Source organism: Sulfitobacter sp. 1A10359 (genome assembly GCF_043558145.1).
Classification (GTDB): Bacteria; Pseudomonadota; Alphaproteobacteria; order Rhodobacterales; family Rhodobacteraceae; genus Sulfitobacter; species Sulfitobacter faviae.
This window is the reverse complement of the sequence record NZ_JBIFGB010000002.1, coordinates 647,718-670,551: the sequence shown is the minus strand read 5'-3', so window position 1 is coordinate 670,551 and position 22,834 is coordinate 647,718. Positions and strand designations below refer to the sequence as shown.

The 22,834-nt window shown below is 63.5% G+C and carries 22 protein-coding genes; 15 read left to right on the top strand and 7 right to left on the bottom strand.

Annotated features, from left to right (window positions below):
- The first annotated feature begins 27 nt into the window (after positions 1-27).
- Entirely contained in the window at positions 28-192 is a 165-nt protein-coding gene (locus ACGYK2_RS07580) for a YdcH family protein (protein ID WP_082852182.1), read from the top strand.
- Positions 193-351: 159 nt separating this feature from the next.
- On the opposite strand, the gene phbB is transcribed toward ACGYK2_RS07580, so the two are convergent.
- The 3 genes from phbB to ACGYK2_RS07565 all read right to left on the bottom strand — a co-directional run bounded on the left by phbB (position 352) and on the right by ACGYK2_RS07565 (position 3,331).
- Positions 352-1,074, bottom strand: a complete 723-nt coding sequence (gene phbB / locus ACGYK2_RS07575) for an acetoacetyl-CoA reductase (protein WP_209218289.1) — start codon at positions 1,072-1,074, stop codon at positions 352-354.
- 75 nt (positions 1,075-1,149) lie between these two features.
- Positions 1,150-2,325, bottom strand: coding sequence for an acetyl-CoA C-acetyltransferase (locus ACGYK2_RS07570; protein WP_209218288.1), 1,176 nt, complete (start codon positions 2,323-2,325; stop codon positions 1,150-1,152).
- 163 nt (positions 2,326-2,488) lie between these two features.
- Positions 2,489-3,331, bottom strand: coding sequence for an EAL domain-containing protein (locus tag ACGYK2_RS07565; RefSeq protein ID WP_271688191.1), 843 nt, complete (start codon positions 3,329-3,331; stop codon positions 2,489-2,491).
- Between the two features lie 106 nt (positions 3,332-3,437).
- Here ACGYK2_RS07565 and ACGYK2_RS07560 point away from each other — a divergent pair, with 106 nt between their 5' ends.
- The 5 genes from ACGYK2_RS07560 (at position 3,438) to ACGYK2_RS07540 (ending at position 7,779) form a co-directional block, all read left to right on the top strand.
- On the top strand, positions 3,438-4,007 hold the full coding sequence (locus ACGYK2_RS07560) for a DNA-3-methyladenine glycosylase I (protein WP_271688190.1): 570 nt from the start codon (positions 3,438-3,440) through the stop codon (positions 4,005-4,007).
- A gap of 170 nt (positions 4,008-4,177) precedes the next feature.
- Positions 4,178-4,798 (top strand): 30S ribosomal protein S4, encoded by a 621-nt coding sequence (gene rpsD, locus ACGYK2_RS07555; RefSeq protein WP_067262232.1) that lies wholly within the window; start codon positions 4,178-4,180, stop codon positions 4,796-4,798.
- A 187-nt stretch (positions 4,799-4,985) separates the two neighbouring features.
- On the top strand, positions 4,986-6,068 hold the full coding sequence (gene hisC / locus ACGYK2_RS07550; protein ID WP_067262230.1) for a histidinol-phosphate transaminase: 1,083 nt from the start codon (positions 4,986-4,988) through the stop codon (positions 6,066-6,068).
- Positions 6,068-6,988 (top strand): prephenate/arogenate dehydrogenase family protein, encoded by a 921-nt coding sequence (locus ACGYK2_RS07545; RefSeq protein ID WP_271688189.1) that lies wholly within the window; start codon positions 6,068-6,070, stop codon positions 6,986-6,988. The genes hisC and ACGYK2_RS07545 overlap by 1 nt, the downstream gene beginning before the upstream one ends.
- Positions 6,985-7,779, top strand: a complete 795-nt coding sequence (locus tag ACGYK2_RS07540; RefSeq protein WP_271688188.1) for an extensin family protein — start codon at positions 6,985-6,987, stop codon at positions 7,777-7,779. Before ACGYK2_RS07545 ends, ACGYK2_RS07540 begins: the two co-directional genes overlap by 4 nt.
- A gap of 7 nt (positions 7,780-7,786) precedes the next feature.
- On the opposite strand, the gene ACGYK2_RS07535 is transcribed toward ACGYK2_RS07540, so the two are convergent.
- The gene (locus ACGYK2_RS07535; RefSeq protein WP_271688187.1) at positions 7,787-8,794 is read right to left on the bottom strand and encodes a DUF2125 domain-containing protein; all 1,008 of its coding nucleotides are present in this window, start codon (positions 8,792-8,794) and stop codon (positions 7,787-7,789) included.
- A gap of 66 nt (positions 8,795-8,860) precedes the next feature.
- Here ACGYK2_RS07535 and ACGYK2_RS07530 point away from each other — a divergent pair, with 66 nt between their 5' ends.
- The 3 genes from ACGYK2_RS07530 (at position 8,861) to ACGYK2_RS07520 (ending at position 12,599) form a co-directional block, all read left to right on the top strand.
- A complete protein-coding gene (locus ACGYK2_RS07530) occupies positions 8,861-9,391 on the top strand; it encodes a gamma-glutamylcyclotransferase (RefSeq protein ID WP_271688186.1) in 531 nt (176 codons plus the stop codon).
- Between the two features lie 71 nt (positions 9,392-9,462).
- Positions 9,463-10,662: a biopolymer transporter ExbB gene (locus ACGYK2_RS07525; RefSeq protein WP_271688184.1), complete on the top strand. Its 1,200-nt coding sequence runs from the start codon at positions 9,463-9,465 to the stop codon at positions 10,660-10,662.
- On the top strand, positions 10,662-12,599 hold the full coding sequence (locus ACGYK2_RS07520) for a peptidoglycan -binding protein (RefSeq protein ID WP_271688182.1): 1,938 nt from the start codon (positions 10,662-10,664) through the stop codon (positions 12,597-12,599). The genes ACGYK2_RS07525 and ACGYK2_RS07520 overlap by 1 nt, the downstream gene beginning before the upstream one ends.
- Before the next feature lie 15 nt (positions 12,600-12,614).
- On the opposite strand, the gene ACGYK2_RS07515 is transcribed toward ACGYK2_RS07520, so the two are convergent.
- The 3 genes from ACGYK2_RS07515 to gloB form a co-directional block, all read right to left on the bottom strand.
- Positions 12,615-13,568, bottom strand: coding sequence for a M23 family metallopeptidase (locus ACGYK2_RS07515; protein WP_271688180.1), 954 nt, complete (start codon positions 13,566-13,568; stop codon positions 12,615-12,617).
- Entirely contained in the window at positions 13,565-15,886 is a 2,322-nt protein-coding gene (clpA, locus tag ACGYK2_RS07510; protein WP_067262217.1) for an ATP-dependent Clp protease ATP-binding subunit ClpA, read from the bottom strand. Before clpA ends, ACGYK2_RS07515 begins: the two co-directional genes overlap by 4 nt.
- Before the next feature lie 175 nt (positions 15,887-16,061).
- Entirely contained in the window at positions 16,062-16,829 is a 768-nt protein-coding gene (gloB, locus tag ACGYK2_RS07505; RefSeq protein WP_271688177.1) for a hydroxyacylglutathione hydrolase, read from the bottom strand.
- Between the two features lie 63 nt (positions 16,830-16,892).
- Here gloB and ACGYK2_RS07500 point away from each other — a divergent pair, with 63 nt between their 5' ends.
- The 6 genes from ACGYK2_RS07500 (at position 16,893) to ACGYK2_RS07475 (ending at position 22,826) form a co-directional block, all read left to right on the top strand.
- Positions 16,893-17,639 carry a class I SAM-dependent methyltransferase gene (locus ACGYK2_RS07500; protein WP_067262215.1) on the top strand — a complete coding sequence of 249 codons (747 nt, stop codon included), beginning with the start codon at positions 16,893-16,895 and terminating at the stop codon, positions 17,637-17,639.
- 294 nt (positions 17,640-17,933) lie between these two features.
- Positions 17,934-18,494: a F0F1 ATP synthase subunit delta gene (locus ACGYK2_RS07495; protein WP_271688175.1), complete on the top strand. Its 561-nt coding sequence runs from the start codon at positions 17,934-17,936 to the stop codon at positions 18,492-18,494.
- On the top strand, positions 18,495-20,033 hold the full coding sequence (gene atpA / locus ACGYK2_RS07490) for a F0F1 ATP synthase subunit alpha (RefSeq protein ID WP_209218275.1): 1,539 nt from the start codon (positions 18,495-18,497) through the stop codon (positions 20,031-20,033).
- 15 nt (positions 20,034-20,048) lie between these two features.
- The gene (locus ACGYK2_RS07485) at positions 20,049-20,930 is read left to right on the top strand and encodes a F0F1 ATP synthase subunit gamma (protein ID WP_136720392.1); all 882 of its coding nucleotides are present in this window, start codon (positions 20,049-20,051) and stop codon (positions 20,928-20,930) included.
- 18 nt (positions 20,931-20,948) lie between these two features.
- A complete protein-coding gene (atpD, locus tag ACGYK2_RS07480) occupies positions 20,949-22,373 on the top strand; it encodes a F0F1 ATP synthase subunit beta (protein WP_209218274.1) in 1,425 nt (474 codons plus the stop codon).
- A 12-nt stretch (positions 22,374-22,385) separates the two neighbouring features.
- Positions 22,386-22,826 (top strand): F0F1 ATP synthase subunit epsilon, encoded by a 441-nt coding sequence (locus tag ACGYK2_RS07475; RefSeq protein ID WP_067262733.1) that lies wholly within the window; start codon positions 22,386-22,388, stop codon positions 22,824-22,826.
- Positions 22,827-22,834: the final 8 nt, after the last annotated feature.

The window sequence follows — 22,834 nt, the reverse complement described above, 5'->3', positions numbered from 1 at the left end:
TTCCACACACCAATCATGGAGGATTGTATGGCTTTGAACGCACATCTGGACACCCTGAAGCGCAAGCATCAGGCGATGAGTGAGGCGGTGGAAACCGCGCAACGCGCCCCCGGTATGGACGATTTGAAAGTGGCTTCCATGAAGAAGGAAAAACTGCGTTTGAAAGAGGAGATTAGCCGCCTGTCGAGCTGACCCTCGCCGCGCAATGCGGCGTTTTGATCGCTGTCGTTCCGCTTTGGCGGGGCGGCAGGCTGGATGGCTAGTAAAGGACGCAGTCGGGTTCTGTTTTCCCATTAAAAAGGCCAGTCTTTGTAAAAGACTGGCCCATTAAATTTCCAGAACATCGGCCCGTCAGACGACGAATTGCGCCCCATTGGCCGAGATGGTCGAGCCGTTGATGAAACCCGCATCGTCGGAGACGAGGAAGGCCACCGCGCGGGCGATTTCTTCGGGCTCTCCCAAACGTCCGGCGGGGATCTGCGCGATGATGCTTTCGCGGACCTTTTCGGGCACGGCCATGACCATATCGGTCGCGATATAGCCGGGGCAGATGGCGTTGGCGGTGATGCCCGCGCGCGCGCCTTCTTGGGCCAGTGACTTCACGATGCCCAGATCACCCGCCTTGGTCGCGGCATAGTTCACCTGTGCGAACTGCCCCTTTTGCCCGTTGATTGAAGAGATCACGACAACGCGACCGAACTTGCGTTCGCGCATGCCGGGCCAGACCGGGTGGATCGTGTTGAAGACGCCGGTCAGATTGGTGGCGATGACTTCATTCCACTGGTCGGGGGTCATCTTGTGAAAGGGCGCGTCGCGGGTGATGCCCGCATTGGCGACCACCACCTCGATGGGTCCAAGCTCGGCTTCGACTTGTTCGATCCCCGCTTTGGAGGCGTCGTAATCTGCCACGTTCCATTTATAGGTCTTGATGCCGGTCTCTTCGGTGAATTTCGCGGCGGCTTCGTCATTGCCGGCATAGGTGGCGGCGACGGTATAGCCTTTGTCCTTCAGCGTGGTCGAAATGGCCGCGCCAATCCCGCGACTTCCCCCGGTGACCAAAGCGATGCGTGACATGTAATCCCTCCCTCAAGGTAATGTTCTTGCAAATGCATGTTTCGGCGCGCAAGAAAGTTGCGCGCCGATTTAGTCTTAGGGGCGCTCTAGGCACATGGCAACACCCATACCGCCGCCGATACACAGCGTCGCCAAACCTTTCTTGGCGTCACGGCGCTGCATTTCGAACAGCAGGGTGTTGAGCACGCGCGCGCCGGAGGCACCGATCGGGTGGCCGATGGCGATGGCGCCGCCGTTGACGTTCACGATTTCCGGATCCCAGCCCATCTCCTTGTTCACGGCGCAGGCCTGCGCGGCGAAGGCTTCGTTGGCTTCCACCAGATCAAGGTCCTCGGGCGACCAACCGGCTTTCTCCAGCGCCTTGCGCGATGCATAGACGGGGCCGACGCCCATGATCGACGGGTCGAGACCGGCGGTGGCATAGGAGGCGATCCGCGCCAGCGGCTGAATGCCCCGCTTTTCGGCCTCATCCGCGCTCATCAGGAGCGCACCCGCCGCACCGTCGTTGATGCCCGAGGCATTGGCCGCGGTGACGGAGCCGTCTTTAGTAAAGGCCGGGCGCAGCTTCTGCATCGCTTCGATATTGGCGCCGTGGCGGATGTATTCGTCCTGATCGACAACCGTCTCGCCCTTGCGGGTCTTGATGGTGAAGGGAACGATCTCATCGGCGAATTTGCCAGCCTTCTGCGCGGCTTCGGCCTTGTTTTGCGAGGCGACGGCGAATTCGTCTTGCTGGTCGCGGGAGATCTGCCATTTCTCGGCCACGTTCTCGGCGGTTTGGCCCATGTGGTAGCCGTTGAATGCATCCCAGAGACCGTCGCGGATCATCGTGTCGATGAACTGCAAATCGCCCATTTTCTGGCCCGCGCGGAGGTTTTGCGCATGGGGGCTGAGGGTCATGTTCTCTTGCCCGCCAGCGGCCACGATGTTCGCGTCACCGAGCTGGATGTGCTGAGCCGCCAGCGCCACGGCGCGCAGGCCCGAGCCGCAGACCTGGTTGATGCCCCAAGCCGCGCTCTCTTTCGGCAGACCTGCGTTGATATGCGCCTGACGCGCCGGGTTCTGACCTTGGGCGGCGGTCAGCACCTGCCCCAGAATGGTCTCGGAGACTTCGGACGGGTCCACCCCGGCGCGGGCCACCAGTTCTTTCAGAACGGCGGCACCAAGGTCATGGGCGGGCGTATTGGCGAACGCCCCGCCGAAACTGCCCACGGCGGTCCGGGCGGCGGATGCGATGACGACATTGGTCATGATGTGACTTTCCTCTACCTTGTTGGGCGGGGGCACACCGACACGCGCCATCGTCGGGCGTGGGCGCTCCCGTCCCTCTGAGGTAGTGATAGCGGATGCGCTGCAATGCGGCAACTGAGCAGGCAGCCCGCCGCCGCAGCCCCGGCGGCCTGTCGGCGCTGGCTTAGCCGGTGGCGCGCACCCGGTCGAATTTCAGCCACGGGGGCCGGGTGGTTGGCGCGGCGAAGTGGTAGCCTTGCAGGCAATCGACGCCCATCTCGACCAGCACCGCCGCATCGGCGGCGTTCTCGACGCATTCGGCCACGGTCAGCATGTCGAAATGTGTGGCGATGGACATCAGCGCGGCGGTCAGGGCGCGGTTGTCGGGGTTGGTGGCGATGCCGCGAATGAACTGCCCGTCAAGCTTCAGGACATCAAAGTAGAAATCCTTGAAATAGCGGATCGCCGTTTGCCCCGCCCCGAAATCATCCATGGCAAAGCAGATGCCGTGGGGCTGCAACTGGTTCATGAAGCTTGTCACCAGTTCCGGCACCATCATGGCCGAGCTTTCCGTGATCTCAAGGATCAGCCGTTCGCCCAAGGTCGCGTCGCGGGCCAGCCAGTGGCGCAAGACGCGGGTCCATTCCTGATACCCGATGGAGCGGGCGGACATATTGATTGACAGCCGCAGCCCGGGATGGTGGTGCAGCGCGTTCAGCCCAAGACGCAGGGCCAGAACATCCACCTGCCGCCCGGTATCCGTGTCCTCGATTGCGGGCATGAAATCCTTGGCCGGAATCACGCGACCCGTGGGATCAAGCAGGCGGATCAGCCCCTCGTGAAAGGCCACATTTGTCGGATCGCTGGCCAGCATGACGGGCTGGAACGCCAGCAGCGTTTGGCGATGGGCCACGGCCTCGCGCACCATTTCAAGCGTCGCGGCATCGCGCTGCATCACCGCATGGTTCAGCGGGCTGTCCCCACCGGGGGGAACGTCGGCGAAAGGGCGTTGGAATCGACGGGGCACGGCGGTACTCTCTTGCTGTCCTGTGATTGGTATGGGCGCAAAGGTGATAATACGGTCTTAATCGGCGGCGATTTCCGCGGTGGATCGCGCAGGGGGAGAGCCGAAGATGCAGCGCTGTGACTGGGCCGGGGATGACCCGATTTACCGAGACTACCACGACACCGAATGGGGCGTGCCCGAATATGACAGCCGCGCGCTTTGGGAAAAGCTGATCCTTGACGGGTTTCAGGCGGGGCTAAGCTGGATCACGATCCTTAAAAAGCGCGATAATTTCCGTGCGGCCTTTGCCGGGTTCGACCCGCATCAGATCGCCGAATGGGGCGAGGCGGATGTGCTGCGCCTGCTGGGTGATCCGGGCATCATCCGCCACAGGGGCAAGATCGAGGCCGCCATCACCAACGCGCGCGCATGGCAGGAGGTGGAGGCGCGCGAGGGGTTCGACGCCTTCATGTGGCGCTATGTTGATGGCAAACCGCTGCAAAACCGCTTTGCCACACAGGCCGAGGTGCCGCCGAAGACCGCCTTGTCCGAGCAGGTGAGCAAAGACTTGAAGAAAGCCGGTTTCAAGTTCTGCGGGCCGACGATCACCTATGCTTGGATGGAGGCCTGCGGGCTGGTGAATGATCATATCCTGACCTGTCACCGCCACGCGCCCTGCGCTGCGATGGCACGGTAGGGGCGGGGCGTATTAAAATCGCCGAAAATCCCCCGTTGACTCCCCGCCATGGCCCCGTATAAGCGCCCCTTCATTGGTGTTGGTGGACCCCGCAAGGGGAAGCCTGTCGGGCTTCGGCCAAAGGACAACGCCCTTTACCGCCCCTCGGGGCCTTATAAAGGAGATCAGCCGTGACAAAACGCACAGCTGCCAAGCACAAACTAGACCGCCGTATGGGCGAAAACATCTGGGGTCGTCCGAAGTCCCCGGTGAACCGTCGTGAATACGGCCCCGGCCAGCACGGCCAGCGCCGCAAGGGCAAAATGTCGGATTTCGGCATCCAGCTGCGTGCCAAGCAGAAGCTCAAAGGCTACTACGGCGACCTGACTGAGAAGCAGTTCCGTCGCATCTTCGGCGAAGCCGAGCGTGTTAAAGGCGACACCGGTGAAAACCTGATCGGCCTGCTGGAGCGCCGTCTGGACGCCGTTGTTTACCGCGCCAAATTCGTGCCGACCGTTTTCGCCGCACGCCAGTTCGTGAACCACGGCCACGTCAAAGTGAACGGCCGCAAGGTCAACATCCCCTCCTACCGCGTGAAAGAGGGTGACGTGATCGAAGTGCGTGACCGTTCCAAGCAGCTGACCTCGGTTCTCGAAGCCGTGCAACTGCCCGAGCGTGACGTGCCCGACTACCTTGAGTGCGACCACTCCAAAATGACCGCGACTTTCGTGCGCACACCGAGCCTCGGCGACGTGCCGTATCCGGTCGTCATGGAGCCGAACCTCGTCGTGGAATTCTACGCGAAGAACTAAGCTTCTTCGCCTGTCGAATACCAAAGGCCGCGTGGTGCAGACCACGCGGCCTTTTTCGTTGCGCGCGAGGGGGAGGGGGCGCAGCAATGCAACAGCCCGTCCGCGGGCGCCGCGGATGCAGAATGATTCTGGCATCACCGCGACACCCCCGATAGAAGGGCGGCAGTAGCGTGAGGATGAGAGCGAGATGACACAGATCGCACCGCAACCGGGCATTATGGAGATCGACCTTTATCAAGGGGGTGCGGCGCATGTCGCGGGCCTTGAGAATGTGGTCAAGCTCAGCTCGAACGAGAACCCGCTGGGCCCCAGCCCCGCCGCCGTCGAAGCCTATCGCCGCGCGGCCTATGACCTGCATCGCTACCCGTCCTCCGACCATAGCGCCCTGCGCGCCGCCATTGCCGAGGTTCTGGACCTCGATGCCGAGCGGATCATCTGCGGCGCGGGTTCGGATGAGATCATCGCCTTCCTCTGCCAAGCCTATGCCGGACCGGGGACCGAGGTGGTGCATACCGAGCACGGCTTTGCCATGTACCGCATCTCGGCGCTGGCCGCAGGTGCGACGCCCGTTGAAGTCCCCGAGCGTGAGCGGGTGACCGATGTCGATGCCATCCTCGCCGCCTGCACCGAGGCGACGCGGCTGGTGTTCATCGCCAACCCCAACAACCCCACCGGCACGATGATCGGTCTGGCCGAGCTTGAACGGCTGGCCGAGGCACTGCCGCCGCAGGCGCTTCTGGTGCTCGACGGGGCCTATGCCGAATATGTTGAGGGCTATGACGGGGGTGCCGCCTTGGTGGACCGCCGCGACAACGTGGTGATGACGCGCACCTTCTCCAAGCTCTATGGGCTGGGCGGGCTGCGCATCGGCTGGGGCTATGGGCCGGGCCATGTGATCGACGTGCTGAACCGGGTGCGCGGGCCGTTCAACCTGTCGCAGGCCGCGCTTAACGCCGCCGAGGCGGCGATGCGCGACCGCGCCTATACCGACCATTGCCGCGCCGAGAACGCCCGCTGGCGCACCTGGCTCGCCGATGCGCTGGCCGAGATCGGCGTGCCCTCAGACGTCTCGCTCGCCAATTTCGTGCTGGCTCGTTTCGCCAACCAGGCCGAGGCCGAGGCTTGTGACGACTACCTCAAGACCCAAGGGCTGATCGTGCGCCGGGTGGCGGGCTACAACCTGCCCAACTGCCTGCGCATCACCGTGGGCGATGAGAGCGCCTGCCGCCGCGTCGTCCATGCGGTGCGGCAGTTCAAGGGGGGCAACTGATGGCGCAGATCTATGACAGGGTCGCCCTGATCGGGTTGGGGCTGATCGCCTCCTCGCTGTTCTGGGCGATGAAGCGCGGCGGTCTGGCGGGCGAAGTCACCGGCTATGCCCGCAGCGACGAGACCCGCGCCACGGCGCGCGAGATCGGCCTCTGCGACCGGGTCTGCGACAGTGCCGCCGAGGCTGTCGCGGGCGCCGATCTGGTGGTGCTCTGCGTGCCGGTGGGTGTCATGGGCGCCGTGGCCGCCGAGATCGCGCCGCATTTTGCGCCGGGTGCCACGGTGACGGATGTGGGTTCGGTCAAGGCCGACGTGATCGCGCAGGTCGGGCCGCATCTGCCCGATGGCGTGCATTTTATCCCCGGCCACCCGCTGGCGGGGACCGAGCATTCCGGCCCGCGCAGCGGCTTTGCCGAGCTCTTCGACAACCGCTGGTGCCTTCTGGTCCCGGTGGAAGGCACCGACAAGGACGCCATCGCGCGGCTGCGCGCGCTCTGGGAAGGGGCGGGTGCCAATGTGGAGGAGATGGACGCCGAGCATCACGATCTGGTGCTGGCTGTCACCTCGCACGCGCCGCACCTCATCGCCTATACGATGGTGGGCGTGGCCGACGACCTGCGCCGGGTGACCGACAGCGAGGTGATCAAGTATTCCGCCGCCGGTTTCCGCGACTTCACCCGGATCGCGGCGAGTGATCCCACGATGTGGCGCGATGTCTTTCTGACCAACAAGGATGCGACGCTGGAAATCCTTGGCCGTTTCACCGAGGAGCTTTTCGCCCTGCAACGCGCCATTCGGACCGGCGACGGCGAGCATCTGCACGCCTATTTCACTCGTACGCGCGCGATCCGGCGCGGCATTATCGAGGCGGGGCAGGATACCGACGCGCCCGATTTTGGCCGGGGCGCGCCCAAGTCATGAAGGGCTGGGCTGTCCTGCCGCTGATCATGCTGGGGCAAATCGCCTTGGCTGCGGGGCCGGACAGTTCTGAGCGCCCCGTGGCGCGTCAGCAGGGGGATAGCTTGCCGGTCAGCGTCGCCCCCGGCGGCGCGATCGCCCCGCCCGAACGTGACCCCGCCGCCCGTGCCGCCGCCGAGGGCGGGCAGGGGATGAAAGCATCGCTCCGTCCCACCCTGCGCAGCGCCAAGGTCGAACAGGCCGCCCGTGCGCGGCAGCGGATGTTGGCCAAGGGCGCGGTCTGCGGCGATCTGGCGATACAGGGCAGCCGGGTGGGCCGGGTGCCGGGCCGGATCAGCGGTTGCGGGGTTGAGAATGCGGTCAAGATACGCTCGGTCTCGGGCATCCGGCTTGGCACCGCGGCGGTGATGGATTGCACCACGGCCAAGGCGCTGAACACATGGGTGCGCCAATCGGCGGTGCCCGCCTTGGCGGCGCAGGGCGGGGGGCTGAGGGAGCTCAAGGTCGCCGCGCATTACGCCTGCCGGACGCGGAACAACCGCAAGGGCGGTAAGATCTCCGAACATGGCAAGGGCCGCGCGATCGACATTTCCGGGTTTGCTCTCGCGGACGGCAGCACGATCAGCCTGTTGAAGGGCTGGCGCGCGCGGCGCAGCAGCGCGGCTTTGCGACGGATGCACCGGGGCGCCTGCGGGCCGTTTGGCACGGTGCTGGGGCCAGAGGCAGACCGCTTTCACCAAGACCACTTTCACTTCGACACGGCGCGCTATCGCAGTGGCAGCTACTGCCGCTAAGCGGCCGTTAGGGCTGAACCAACCGCGGCGCGGGGCCAAGCGGAATCCCTGCCAGCATCATCTGACCGTCCGTAAAGATCAGGTCGAGGTCCAATCCGCCCGGCGTGCCGCCCCGCGCTTCCAACAGCCGCAGCATGGTGTCGACCTGCCCGCGCATCGACGGCGGCAGAAAGCCCGCGCGTTCGCCCGCGTCCAGCAGTTTGGTCCAATTAGTGACCCGCAGGCTCAGCACCCCATCGGGAATGCCCGCGGCGTCAAAGGTCAGCGCCCCCTCGGCGCCCAAAGCCACCTCGCCCCAAGCGGCATCCACATTCTCAACCGTCAGCGCGTCGATCTGCGGCAGGGTGCCCGCCATCGCGCTGTGCCGGTCCAGCGGGCGGGCAAAGGTCACGGCCATCCGCGCCGAGAGGATCGGCTGCCCGCCGGGCTGGCCCGCGCCATCGCCCAAGACCTTGCGCAGCAAGGGGCCGGGGTTGATGCCGCCGAGCAGCAGCGCGATGTCATAGTCCCGCGCCGCACTGCCCGATTGCGCGATCCGCATCCGCGGCTCTTCGGCCTTCAGCAGCAGCCCGTCGGGGCCGTCGACCTCCAGATGCGTGCTGCGAAGCTCCATCGCCTCCAGCTGAAGCGAGGTGCCGGGATGCAGTTCCAGATCGGCGCGCAGGTCGCGCATCTTCAGCGTCAGGGGCAATGCGCCTGCGGGCAGGTCGGCCGCCGCAACGGGCGCGCGGGCGGAGAGATCACCGGGCCACCAGACCGGGGCGGAGAGATCAAGCTGCGGGGCTTCGAATGCCAGACCGCGGGCCGGGTCTGCCACGGCAAACCCGCTCAGCCGGTTTTGCAAGGACAGGGGAAAGCCCGCTTTGTCGATGTCTTTGAGCGTCACCTCCCAACCCGCCGCGCGGCGGGTGTCGAGCAGGCGGGTCAGGGTGCTTTGCATCTGCGTCGTGGCGGCAGCCCACCACGCGCCCCAAAGTGCGGCGAGCACAATCAGCAGCCAAACCCATTTCCGCATTTCGATAGCCCTTCAAATCGTGCTTCAGATGCGGTTTACCGAAGGCCAGCAGAAAGGACCAGCAGGATGACAATGTGGGTATTTGGCTATGGCAGCCTCTTGTGGAACCCCGGTTTCGAGGTAGCGGAAAGCGTGATCGCCACGCTGCCGGGCTATGCGCGATCGTTCTGCATGCGCTCGATCCATCACCGGGGCACGGTCGAACAGCCGGGGCTGGTGCTGGCGCTTGACGAATCCGTCCGCTCGGCCTGCGAAGGCATGGCGATGCGGGTGACTGCGGGGCAGGAGGCGCAGACGTTGGAGTACCTGCGCGAGCGTGAGCTGATCTCTTCGGCCTATGTCGAGAAAAACCTCACCGTGCATCTGACCGATGGCCGCGACGTGGAGGCGGTGACCTATGTGATCGACGCGGCGCATGAGCAATATTGCGGCGGCCTGCCCTTGGAAGAACAGGCGCAGATCATTGCCCGCGCCGTAGGCGGACGCGGGCCAAATACCGAGTATTTGATCAACACCGCCGTGCATCTATCCGAAGTGGGCTTGCATGACCCCGCGTTGGAGTGGTTGCATGATCGGGTGAAGGCGTTGACCTCATAAAAACTTGGCAACTCTTTGCCGTTTCAGTGTAAGCTGCGGCAAGAGCAGAACAAAGGGTCAGGAAAGGCCGCATGGCACAGCCAGACCGCAAGGCAAAACCGCAGTTTTCACAACCGGTGCGTCAGATTTCTCTGATGCTGATCGCGCTCGGCCTCACGGGGACCGGGGTCTTTCTGGCGCTGCCACGGGTGCTGCCGATCTTTGCCGCGAACCCATGGCTGAATGGGGTCATCATCTTTGTCTTCATCGTCGGTGTGCTGGCCTGTTTCTATCAGGTGATGCAGCTTATCGGCTCGGTCCGCTGGATCGAGGATTTCGCCGCTGGCAATGCCGAACCCGATGCCAAGCCGCCGCAATTGCTGGCGCCTTTGGCGTCGCTTCTGCGCCAGCGCGGCGCGCGGATGCAGGTCAGCACGACCTCCACCCGGTCGATCCTCGATTCCGTCGCCTCGCGCATCGACGAAGTGCGCGAAATCACGCGCTATATCGTTAATATGTTGATTTTCCTCGGTCTTTTGGGGACATTCTACGGGCTGGCCACGACCGTTCCGGCTGTGGTCGACACGATCCGCTCCCTCGCCCCCGGTGAGGGGGAGGCGGGCGTCAATGTCTTTGGCCGTCTGATGACCGGTCTTGAGGCGCAGTTGGGCGGCATGGGCGTGGCCTTTGGCTCCTCGCTTCTGGGGCTTGCGGGCTCTCTCGTCGTGGGGTTGTTGGAGCTTTTCGCAGGCCACGGGCAGAACCGCTTTTATCAAGAGTTGGAAGATTGGCTGAGTTCCATCACGCGGGTCGGGCTGACCTCGGGCGATGATGTGAGTGACCAGAACATCATGGCCAGCGTGATGGATCAGATGGTCGAACAGATGGCCGAGATGCAGCAGATGTTCACCCAATCCGACGTCAGCCGCGCCATGGTCGACGACAAGCTGGGCAAGCTGGCCGATGCCGTGGACCGGATGACCACGCGGATGGAGCATGACACCACCACCAACAGCGCGCTGGAGCGGGTGGCCGATGGGCAAGACCGATTGATCGCCACGCTCGAAGGTCAGGTCGCGGGCGAAGGGATCGACGCGGAAAGCCGGATGCGCCTGCGCTCCATCGACGTGCAGATGCTGCGTATCTTGGAAGAGATTTCTGCCGGGCGGCAGGAAACCATGGCCGAATTGCGCAAGGATATCTCTTTGCTGGCCAAGGCGCTTTCCGGGCAACGCGCCCCTGAGGCCCGCCGCCTGCGGGCCAGCGATATCCCCGGTGGCGGGGACCAGTAATGGCACTTTCCCGGCGGACAGGCGCACGGTTTCAGGGCTCCATCTGGCCGGGGTTCGTCGATGCGATGACCGGGCTTTTGCTGGTTCTGATGTTCGTGCTGACTATCTTCATGGTGGTGCAATTCGTCCTGACCGAGCGGATTAGCGGGCAGGAAAGCGAGCTTAACGAATTGGCCGGAGAGGTCGCGGCCCTTGCCCAAGCGCTTGGCGTCGAAGAACGCACCACCGCGCGTTTGGAGGCTCGGCTCGGCGCGCTGAATGCCTCACTGAACGACGCGCGTGATGAGGTGTCGCGGCAAGAGGCGGTGATCGCCGGGCTGACTTCTGAACGCGACGCGCAAGCGGCTGCCTTGCAGGCGGCGGAGGCCGAGATCACCGGCTTTGAGGCACGGGTGGCCGCGCTCTTGGCGTCGCAGGCGGAAGATCAGGCGCGCATCGGTGACTTGGAAGACCGCGAAGCCGCGCTGTTGGATGAGCAAGAGGCGCTGAACCTCGCGCTTAGCACCGCGCGGGACGAGATCGATGCGCAGGCGGAAACGGCCCGGCTTGCCGCCGCGAAACGTGAGGCGCTGGATGCGCTGGTGGCCGATCTGCGGGCGCAAAACGCCGAAGCCGAGGCCGAAGTCGCCGCCCTCAATGCCGAGGTGGCGGAGGCCGAAGAGGCGCTCAGCGCCGAGGAAGCCGCCCGTCTGGCCGAAGCCGCAGCGGCGCAGGCCCTGCGCGACCGGCTGGAGGATGCGGATGCGGAATTGACGGCCATGACCCTCTCGCTTGAGACGCAGCGCAAGAAGGCCGAAGAGACGCTGACCCTTTTGGCCGCCGCCCGCGCGGCGCGCAGCGACCTCGACAGTGAGCTTGCCGCAGCGCTGCTGCGGATGGAGCGGCTGGAGGAGAGCGGCGCGGGTCTGGAGGCCGAGCGCGCCGCGCTCACCGAAGAGTTGGAAGCCGCGGAAGGCACCGAAGAGGAACTGCGCGCGCGGTTGGCGCAGGCCGAGGCGACCGAGCAGGCCTTGAACGCCCGTCTGGCCGAGGCGCTGGCCCGTGTGCAATCCCTTGAGGAAGAGGGCGAAGCGCTGAGCGGCACGCAGTCGGACCTGCGCGAACGTCTGGCGCAGACGCTGGCGGCAAAACTCGCGGCGGAGACTTTGGCCGAGGATAAGACCACCGCCGCCGAACGCCGCGCCGCCCTTTTGGCGCAGGCCGAAGAGACGCTGGCCGAGGAGAAAGCCGTGAGCGCCGCGGCGCAGCGGCAGACCGAATTGCTGAACCAGCAGGTCGCGGAACTGCGCGCGCAGTTGGGGAACCTACAGGCGCTGCTCGATGACGCGGTGGCGCGGGATGCGGCGAAATCGGTGGAATTGCAATCGCTTGGCTCCGAGTTGAACACCGCGTTGGCGCGGGTCGCGGCGGAGGAACGCCGCCGCGCCGAATTGGAGACGGCAGAGCGCAAGCGGCTTGAGGAAGAGAGCAAGAACCTCGCCCAGTACCGCTCAGAATTCTTTGGGCGGTTGCGTGATCTGCTGGGCAATCAGGAGGGTGTGCGGATCGAAGGCGACCGTTTTGTCTTCTCCTCCGAGGTGCTTTTCGCGCCGGGCAGTGCGGTGCTGAGCCAAGACGGGCAGGGTGAGATTGCCAAGGTGGCGGGCATTCTGCGCAGCGTGGTGGATGACATCCCGCCCGAGATCGATTGGGTGATCCGCGTCGATGGTCATACCGACAATGTGCCGCTTTCCGGCTTTGGGGAGTTTGCGGACAACTGGGAACTCAGCCAAGCGCGGGCGCTGTCGGTGGTCAAATATATGGTCAATTTCCTCGGCATCGCGCCGGATCGTTTGGCCGCCAATGGCTTTGGCCAGTATCAGCCCGTGGCCGAGGGCAATACCGAAGCCGCGCGGGCGCAGAACAGGCGGATCGAGTTGAAGTTTACTGAGAAGTAGGCAGGCAGTCCCGGCCTATCGCAGGGTCAGAACGCCGGTCTTTTTGTCGATCACACGGCCCTCGCGCAGCAGTGTGACCCTGCCCGTATAGCGCCCGGCTGGCCATGGCGCAGAAGCCGCGCGTTTGCCGATGGCGCGAAAGGCTTGCGCCTGCGGCTTCTCCATCACCACATCCCTCTCGATGACCGTGCCTTTTGGCCCCGCGAGGCTGAGGCGCAGCACGTCATCCTTTTGCGTGCCATAGCTGTAGCCGTAGATAACCAAGGCAGGCGCCTCTTTGGGCAGGCTGTCGCGATTGGCTTCGCCCGCCTTGATCTCATCATAGCTGGGCACGCGGTCGGCAAAGCCAAGCGCAATCAGCCCGCCGGGGCGGTAGGGCGGGGTGTCTTGCCAGAGGGTTTTGCGCGGTTCGACGTCACAACTATGGCCTTCGGGGGCAAATGGATCGACGGGCTGGCCGTGATGGCGCAGCGACAGGTGCAGATGCGGAAAGGCCGCTTTGCCAGACTGGCCAACGAGCCCGAGAGCGTCGCCAACTGCCACCCCTTGCCCTTCCTGCACGCGGAGCGAGCCGTGTTTCAGGTGGCAGTATTGCGTCTCCCATCCCTGGCCGAGGTCGATCACCACGCCATTGCCGCATTCGCGCCCTTGGACCTCCGAGAGCGGCGCACCATCTGGCATCCCGTCTCGCAGCCCTTTGACCACCCCCGCCGCTGCGGCGCGCACGGTCACGCCCGCGGCCATCGCCGCGCGGTCGGGCAGGGCGAAATCCGTACCCTTGTGGCCGTCATAGGTTAGGCCGGAACAGCGGTAGTCCTCTGCGCCGCCGCTCGGGTCGCGGTCCATATATTGTTGGATGTGGCAGTCCTGCCCAAGGGTGCAATCCAGCGGGAAGGCCAATTGCAAATCCTCCGCCAGCGCAGGGCTGGCGGAGGAGAAGATCAGGGCCAGTGCGGCCCGATAGATCATTCCGCGGTGAGCAGCGGGGGCCGATCACCGGAAAGACGCTTGCTTTCGCTGCCCAAGACTTTGAGCGTCAACTCATCATCCTTGACGCCGACCTTGACGACACCGCCCTTGGCCAGCTTGCCAAAGAGCAGCTCCTCGGCCAGCGGCTTCTTGATGTGCTCTTGGATCACACGGCCCAAGGGACGCGCGCCCATCTTGTCGTCGTAGCCCTTGTCGGCAAGCCATTCGGCGGCCTTCTTGGAGAGCTCGATGGTCACGTTGCGGTCCATCAGCTGCGCTTCGAGTTGCAGCACGAACTTCTCGACCACCCGCAGGATCACCGACTTCGGCAGCGGCGCGAAGGAGATCACGGCGTCCAGACGGTTGCGGAACTCCGGCGTGAAGGTCCGCTCGATGGCGGCGGTATCCTCGCCCTCGCGGCGGTCGCGGCCAAAGCCCACTGCCGCTTTGGCCTGTTCGGAGGCGCCCGCGTTGGAGGTCATGATCAGCACCACATTGCGGAAATCCACCGTGCGGCCATTGTGATCGGTCAGCTTGCCGTGGTCCATCACCTGCAACAGGATGTTGTAGACGTCAGGGTGCGCTTTCTCCATCTCGTCGAGCAGCAGCACGCAATGCGGATGCTGGTCCACGCCATCGGTGAGCATGCCGCCTTGGTCAAAGCCGACATAGCCCGGAGGCGCGCCGATCAGACGGCTGACCGCGTGTTTCTCCATATATTCCGACATGTCGAAACGCAGCAGTTCCACGCCAAGGGTGTCGGCCAATTGCTTGGCGACCTCGGTTTTACCCACGCCAGTGGGACCAGCGAAGAGGTAGTTGCCGATGGGCTTGTCCGGCTCGCGCAGGCCTGCGCGGGACAGTTTGATCGCCGAAGACAGCGCCACGATGGCGTCGTCCTGACCAAAGACCACCCGCTTGAGCGAGCTTTCCAGATCCTTCAGCACCACCACGTCGTCCTTGGAGACATTCTTCGGCGGAATGCGGGCGATCTTGGCCACCACGGCCTCGACCTCCTTGGTGCCGATGGTCTTGCGGCGCTTGGAGGCGGCGACGAGGTGCTGGGCGGCACCGGCTTCGTCGATCACGTCAATCGCGCTGTCCGGCAGCTTGCGGTCATTGATGTAGCGATGTGCCAGTTCCACGGAGGTCTTAATCGCATCGGAGGTGTATTTGACGCTGTGATGCTCTTCGAAATAGGGCTTGAGCCCCTTCAGGATCTTGGTGGCGTCTTCGACCGAAGGCTCGCTCACGTCGATCTTTTGGAACCGGCGGCTCAGCGCGCGGTCCTTCTCGAAGTGCTGGCGGAACTCCTTATATGTGGTGGAGCCCATGGTGCGCAGTTTGCCGCCCTGAAGCGCGGGCTTCAGCAGGTTGGAGGCATCCATCGCGCCGCCCGAAGTGGCACCTGCACCGATCACGGTGTGGATCTCGTCGATGAAAAGCACGGCGTCCTTGTGATCCTCAAGCTCGGTCACCACGGCCTTCAGCCGCTCCTCGAAATCGCCGCGATAGCGGGTGCCTGCCAGCAGCGCGCCCATGTCGAGCGAGTAGATCGTGGTATTGGCCAGCACCTCAGGCGTTTCACCGGCAACGATCTTGCGCGCCAGCCCTTCGGCGATGGCAGTCTTGCCTACGCCCGGATCCCCCACCAAAAGCGGGTTGTTCTTGCGCCGGCGGCAGAGCACTTGAATGCAGCGCTCAACCTCGCCCTCGCGGCCGATCAGCGGGTCAATGTCGCCTTCGCGGGATTTGGCGTTGAGGTCCACGCAGTATTTCGCCAGCGCGGATTCCTTCTTGTCGCCATCGGTGACGCCTTGGGCCTCTTCCTCGGTCTCGGGCGCGCCTGTGACGGGGCGGGATTCACCATATGCCGGGTCTTTGGCGACACCATGGGCGATAAAGTTCACCGCGTCATAGCGGGTCATGTCCTGTTCTTGCAGGAAATAGGCGGCGTTGCTCTCACGCTCGGCAAAGATGGCGACCAACACGTTGGCGCCCGTCACTTCGGTCCGGCCCGAGGATTGCACATGGATTGCGGCGCGTTGGATCACGCGCTGGAAAGCCGCCGTTGGCACCGCTTCGGAACCGTCGATGTCGGTGATCAGATTGCTGAGATCATCGTCGACGAATTCCACCAGCGTATCGCGCAGGTCAGAGACATCGACGGAACAGGCTTTCATGACCTGCACGGCATCGGGTTCATCGAGCAAGGCCAGCAACAGATGTTCAAGCGTTGCGAATTCGTGGCGGCGGGCATTGGCCAGCGCGAGGGCCGCGTGGATTGCCTGCTCAAGTGTAGTCGAGAATGAAGGCACGGGCGTGCTCCTTTTCGATCGGGGTCGGTGAGGTGCTGAGATGTCTCAGGCCCCGGTCCGACCATGGCCTCATAGTATTAGAGTTTGGTTGATCATGGCCCATCTTCAAGAAGATTCTGGTCCGAATCGGTCACATTTGCCGTGAGCGAGGACTTTGAGCCATGATTGCAGGCGCTCAGAACTGGTCTTTTCGCCTGCGGATTTCGGTGAACACTTCTGTGTCGGTGGCGTCTGGCATCCCCAAGGTCGCGCGGATGGCCGGGTCGGCGGGGCGCAGGAAGGGATTGGTTTCTAGTTCCAGTGAAAGCGACGAGGGGACGGTCGGCTGCCCCTGGGCGCGGGCGCTGTCGATGTCCTTGGTCCTTGATATAAGGGCGGGATTGTCCGGATCAACGGTCAGGGCGAATTTTGCGTTGGCGGCGGTGTATTCGTGGCCCGAGCAGATCGTCGTGTCACGGGGCAGGGCGGCCAGCTTTTGCAGGCTTTCCCACATCTGCGCAGGCGTGCCCTCGAACAGGCGGCCGCAGCCGAGCGCCATGAGGCTGTCTGCGGTAAAGGCCGCCTTGGCTTGGGGCACATGAAAGGCGATATGGCCGACGGTATGGCCAGATACGTCGAGCACTTGGGCCGCAAGCGCGCCCAACTCGATGCTGTCACCCTCGGCCACCGCGCGGTCGAGCGGGGGCAGGCGGTGGGCATCGGCCTTGGCGCCGATCACCTCGGCGGGGAAACGGGTCAGGACCTCGGCCAGCCCTTGGACGTGGTCGGGGTGGTGGTGGGTCAACCAGACTTGGCTCAGCGTCCAGCCGCGGCGGTCAAGCTCTGCCATTATCGGCGCGGCCTCGGGCACGTCGATCAGCGCCACCGCGCCGCTGTCATGGTCACGCAGCAGAAAGGCGTAGTTGTCCGACAGACAGGGAATCGTGACCAGATCAAAGGCCATGGCGTCTTACCTCGCTGTGTTGTTATGGTCCGGTAAGAGTGACATTCACCAAGGCGGGCTGCAATGCATCTTGATGTACAGGATCTGCGCAATTTCTATTATCGCAGCGCGTTGGGACGTGCGGCGCAGAAATCCCTGCGCGGGCGGTTGTTGGAGCTTTGGCCCGAGGCGAAGGGCCAGACCGTTGTCGGCTTTGGCTTTGCTGCACCCCTGCTGCGCCCCTATCTGGCGGATGCGCGGCGGGTGATGGTCTTGATGCCCGGCCCGCAGGGGGTGATGCCTTGGCCGGCGGGGATGCCCAACACCTCGGTCCTGACGGAAGAGACGCTTTGGCCGGTCGAGACGGGGGCGGTGGATAAGCTGGTGCTGATGCACGGGCTCGAAACCTCTGAGCGGCCCAGTGAACTGCTGGACGAATGCTGGCGCGTGCTGGGGCCGGGGGGCAAGGCGCTGTTTATCGTGCCAAGCCGCGCGGGCATGTGGGCGCGGCGCGACCGCACGCCTTTCGGCTATGGGCGGCCCTATTCGCCGGGGCAGCTAGAGACGCAGTTGCGCAAGCATCAGTTCCTGCCCGAACGGCACCTTGGCGCGCTTTATCAGTTCCCGTCGCAGCAGCGAATCTGGATGAAATCGGCGCCTTTGTTCGAGAAAATCGGGCGTCAGATGCCGACGATGATGGGCGGCGGCGCGATCTTGGTGGAGGCCACGAAACTGGTTTACCCGCCACGGGGCCGCCCGCAACGCAGCACCGCAAGGCGCGCCATCGGGGTGTTGGAGGGGATGGCAGAGCCGCAGGCCAAACCGGTCTAAACGCCTCAGCGCCTTGTAGACTTAGCGCATGCAGCGGGCGAGGGGACTGGATTCGTGGGCCCGCTCCAGCGGTGAGTGGGGTGGCATTTTTCTGCGGCAAAGAGCCGCGATAGGCCGCAGCCCTTGCAATATTGCAGCACGCCGCGACATTACCTGCCTATACTGTGTTGCCGGGCGTGAACCTGTCTGCTACATCGCCCCTGATTTAGACGTCTTGGGTAACTTCAAGCCGCGCCAACTGCTGGTGACGCGACATCTTCGCATATCCGGCGCTTATTGAACGAGAGGATGGACGTGTCCGAACCTGCTTCCATTTCCACCGGTATCGCGGAACGTTATGCGACAGCCGTGTACGATCTGGCCCGCGAGGCCAATCAGGTCGATGCCATCGAGGGCGATCTTACCGCGCTTGAAGCGGCATTGAACGACAGCGACGATTTTCGCCGCCTGACCACTTCGCCGCTCTATACCCGCGAAGAGCAGGAGCAGGCGATCAAGGTGCTGGCCGAAAAGATGGGCCTGACCAAGATCATGGCGAACACGCTGCAACTGATGGCGCAAAAGCGCCGCCTGTTCGCGCTGCCCGCGCTGGTTAAAGCGCTGCGCGAGACCATTGCCGAAGCCAAAGGTGAAATCACTGCCGAGGTCACAACGGCCAAAGCACTGACGAAGACACAGTCGGACAAGCTGGCGAAATCGCTGACCGCTTCCACCGGCAAAAAAGTATCACTTCATGCGACCGTTGATGAAAGCCTCATCGGCGGTCTTGTCGTCAAAGTGGGCTCGAAGATGATCGACACCTCGATCCGCTCCAAGCTCAATTCCCTCCAGAATGTAATGAAAGAGGTCGGATAAATGGGTATCCAAGCAGCAGAGATTTCTGCGATCCTGAAGGACCAGATCAAGGATTTCGGTCAGGAAACCGAAGTGGCCGAAGTGGGTCGCGTTCTCTCCGTCGGTGACGGTATCGCCCGCGTCTATGGTCTGGACAACGTTCAGGCCGGTGAAATGGTCGAATTCCCCGGCGGCATTCAGGGCATGGCCCTGAACCTCGAAGCCGACAACGTGGGTGTCGTTATCTTCGGCTCCGACCGCGACATTACCGAAGGCGACACCGTCAAGCGCACCAACTCCATCGTGGACGTGCCAATCGGTGACGAACTGCTGGGCCGCGTTGTTGACGGTCTGGGCAACCCCATCGACGGCAAAGGCCCCATCGGCGCCACCAAGCGCGGCATCGCCGACGTGAAGGCACCGGGCATCATCCCGCGTAAATCCGTGCACGAGCCGATGGCCACTGGCCTCAAGTCCGTCGACGCGATGATCCCGATCGGCCGTGGCCAGCGTGAGCTGATCATTGGCGACCGTCAGACCGGCAAGACCGCCGTCGCGCTCGACGCGATGCTGAACCAAGCTCAGGTCAACGAAGCCGCTGGCGACGACGAGAGCAAGAAGATGTACTGCGTCTACGTCGCGATCGGCCAGAAACGCTCGACCGTGGCGCAGCTGGTGAAAAAGCTCGAAGAGACCGGCGCGATCGACTACTCCATCGTCGTGGCTGCGACTGCTTCCGAGCCCGCGCCGATGCAGTTCCTCGCGCCCTATGCCGCCACCGCGATGGCCGAGCATTTCCGCGACAACGGCCGCCACGCGCTGATCATCTACGATGACCTGTCCAAGCAGGCCGTGTCCTACCGTCAGATGTCCCTGCTGCTGCGCCGCCCGCCGGGCCGCGAAGCTTACCCGGGCGACGTTTTCTACCTTCACTCCCGCCTGCTCGAGCGTTCCGCGAAGCTGGGTGATGAGGCTGGCAACGGCTCGCTGACGGCTCTGCCGATCATCGAAACCCAAGGTGGCGACGTTTCCGCGTTTATTCCGACCAACGTGATCTCGATCACCGACGGTCAGATCTTCCTTGAGACCGAACTGTTCTACCAGGGCATCCGCCCCGCCGTGAACACCGGTCTGTCGGTTTCGCGTGTTGGCTCTTCGGCTCAGACCAAGGCGATGTCTTCGGTGGCCGGTCCGGTGAAACTGTCGCTGGCCCAGTACCGCGAAATGGCGGCCTTCGCCCAGTTCGGTTCCGACCTCGACGCCGCGACCCAGCAGCTGCTGAACCGTGGTGCGCGTCTGACCGAACTGATGAAGCAGCCCCAGTACGCGCCGCTGACCAACTCCGAAATCGTCTGCGTGATCTACGCCGGTACCCACGGCTATCTCGACAAGGTGGACATCTCGGACGTTGGCCGCTTCGAAGCGGGTCTGCTGGCGCATCTGCGCAGCAAGCATGACGACCTTCTCAAGGACATCACCAACAACGACCGCAAGGTCAAAGGCGAGTTGGAAGAGAAGATCAAAGCCGCCATCGACGGTTTCGCCGCCGACTTCGCTTAAACGGGAGATAAGGCAATGCCAAATCTCAAGGACCTGAAGAACAGGATCTCGTCGGTCAAATCGACCCGCAAGATCACCAAGGCCATGCAAATGGTTGCCGCGGCGAAACTTCGCCGCGCGCAGGAGGCTGCCGAGGCTTCGCGTCCCTATTCTGAGCGGTTCAACGCCGTGATGGCAGGGCTCGCGGCCAGCGTCGGCGGTTCCGACAGCGCGCCCAAGCTGCTCAGCGGCACGGGTGAAGACAAGGTGCATCTGCTGGTGGTCATGACCGCCGAACGCGGGCTGTGCGGCGGCTTCAACAGCAACATCGCGAAGAAGGCCAAGGCCCATGCGCGCGATCTGCTGGCCCAGGGCAAAGAGGTGAAAATCCTTACCGTTGGTAAGAAGGGCCGCGACGCGCTGCGCCGCGATCTGGGCGATCATCTGGTGGGCCATGTTGACCTCAGCGAAGTCAAAAAGATCGGCTACGGCGACGCGCAGAACATCGCGCAGGACGTGCTGAACCGCTTTGACGCGGGCGAATTCGACGTGGCGACGATCTTCTACGCGAAGTTCGTCAACGTGGTCATGCAGACGCCGACGGCGCAGCAGATCATCCCCGCCAAATTCGACGGCGAAGAAGGCGACGACAGCGCAGCGTCCACATTGTTCGACTATGAACCCAGCGAAGAGGCGGTCTTGGCCGACCTTCTGCCGCGCGGGGTCGCCACGGCGATCTTCTCGGCTCTGCTGGAGAACGGTGCATCCGAACAGGGTGCCCGGATGTCGGCGATGGACAACGCCACACGCAACGCGGGTGAGATGATCGACAAGCTGACCATCGAGTACAACCGCTCGCGTCAGGCTGTCATCACCAACGAGCTGATCGAAATCATTTCCGGCGCGGAAGCGCTGTAAGCAAATCGGAGACACGACATGGCAAAAGCTGTCGGTAAAATTACACAGGTCATCGGCGCTGTCGTTGACGTTCAATTCGAGGGCGACCTGCCCGAGATTCTCAACGCGCTCCACACCGAGAACCAAGGCAAGACGCTGGTTCTCGAAGTGGCGCAGCACCTTGGCGAAAACACCGTGCGTGCCATTGCGATGGACGCCACCGAAGGTCTGGTCCGCGGTCAGGACGTGACTGACACGGGCGACCAGATCCGCGTGCCCGTCGGCAACGCGACCCTGGGCCGCATCATGAACGTCACCGGCGAAGCCGTGGACGAGCAAGGCCCGGTCAACGCGGACAACTCCCGCGCCATTCACGGCGAAGCGCCCGAGTTCGCGGCCCAGTCGACCGAGACCGAAATCCTCGTCACCGGCATCAAGGTCATCGACCTGCTGGCCCCCTACACCAAGGGTGGTAAAATTGGCCTCTTCGGCGGTGCCGGTGTGGGCAAGACCGTTCTGATCATGGAACTGATCAACAACATCGCCAAAGTGCACTCGGGTCTCTCGGTGTTCGCGGGCGTGGGTGAGCGGACCCGTGAGGGCAACGACCTCTACCACGAGATGATCGAATCCGGCGTTATCGTTCCCGACAACCTCGTGGATTCGAAAATTGCGCTGGTCTACGGCCAGATGAACGAGCCTCCGGGTGCGCGTATGCGGATCGCCCTGACCGGCCTGACACTGGCCGAGCAGTTCCGCGACGAATCCGGTTCCGACGTTCTGTTCTTCGTTGACAACATCTTCCGCTTCACGCAGGCCGGTTCCGAAGTGTCCGCCCTTCTGGGCCGTATTCCTTCGGCCGTGGGCTACCAGCCGACACTGGCGACCGACATGGGCGTCATGCAGGAGCGTATTGCTTCGACCAAGAATGGCTCGATCACCTCGGTTCAGGCCGTCTACGTTCCCGCGGACGACCTTACCGACCCCGCGCCGGCGACCTCCTTTGCGCACCTCGACGCGACAACGGTTCTCGACCGTTCGATCTCGGAAAAGGGCATCTACCCTGCGGTTGACCCGCTCGGCTCCACCTCGCGTCTGCTTGACCCGCTGATCATCGGCGACGAGCACTACAAGGTGGCGACGGACGTGCAGCAGGTGCTTCAGCGCTACAAATCGCTTCAGGACATCATCGCCATTCTCGGCATGGACGAGTTGAGCGAAGAGGACAAGCTGACCGTGGCCCGCGCCCGTAAGATCGAGCGTTTCCTCAGCCAGCCTTTCGACGTGGCGAAAGTCTTCACAGGCTCCGACGGCGTTCAGGTGCCGCTGGAAGAAACCATCGCCTCCTTCAAGGCCGTGGTTGCCGGTGAGTATGACCACCTGCCCGAAGGTGCCTTCTACATGGTTGGTGGCATCGACGAAGTGAAGGCGAAAGCCGAGAAAATGGCGGCAGACGCCGCTTAAGGAGCGCTGACAATGGCAGACACAATGCAATTCGACCTCGTTTCGCCGGAACGGCGGCTGGCATCGATGCAGGTGACGGCCGTGCAGATTCCGGGCACCGAGGGTGACATGACGGCCATGGCCGATCATGCGCCCACCATCACCACCCTGCGTCCGGGCCTTCTGCGCGTGGAAGGGCCGGAGGGCACGACCGAATACGTCGTGACCGGCGGCTTCGCCGAAATCGGCGGTCAGGGCGGCGTGTCTGTGCTGGCGGAACGTGCCGTGGCGCGTGCCGACATGACGCAGGAGCAGATGGACAGCATGGTGGCAGAGGCGCATGCCGTCTACACCCGCGCCAAGGACAACTGGGAGAATGAGCCCGGTCCCGTGGACGACGCCGCCAAGCTGCTCTCCGATATGGTTGCCGTTGGTGATCACATCGGGTTGTCGAGCAAGCAGCCTAACCTGTAATGCGTTGA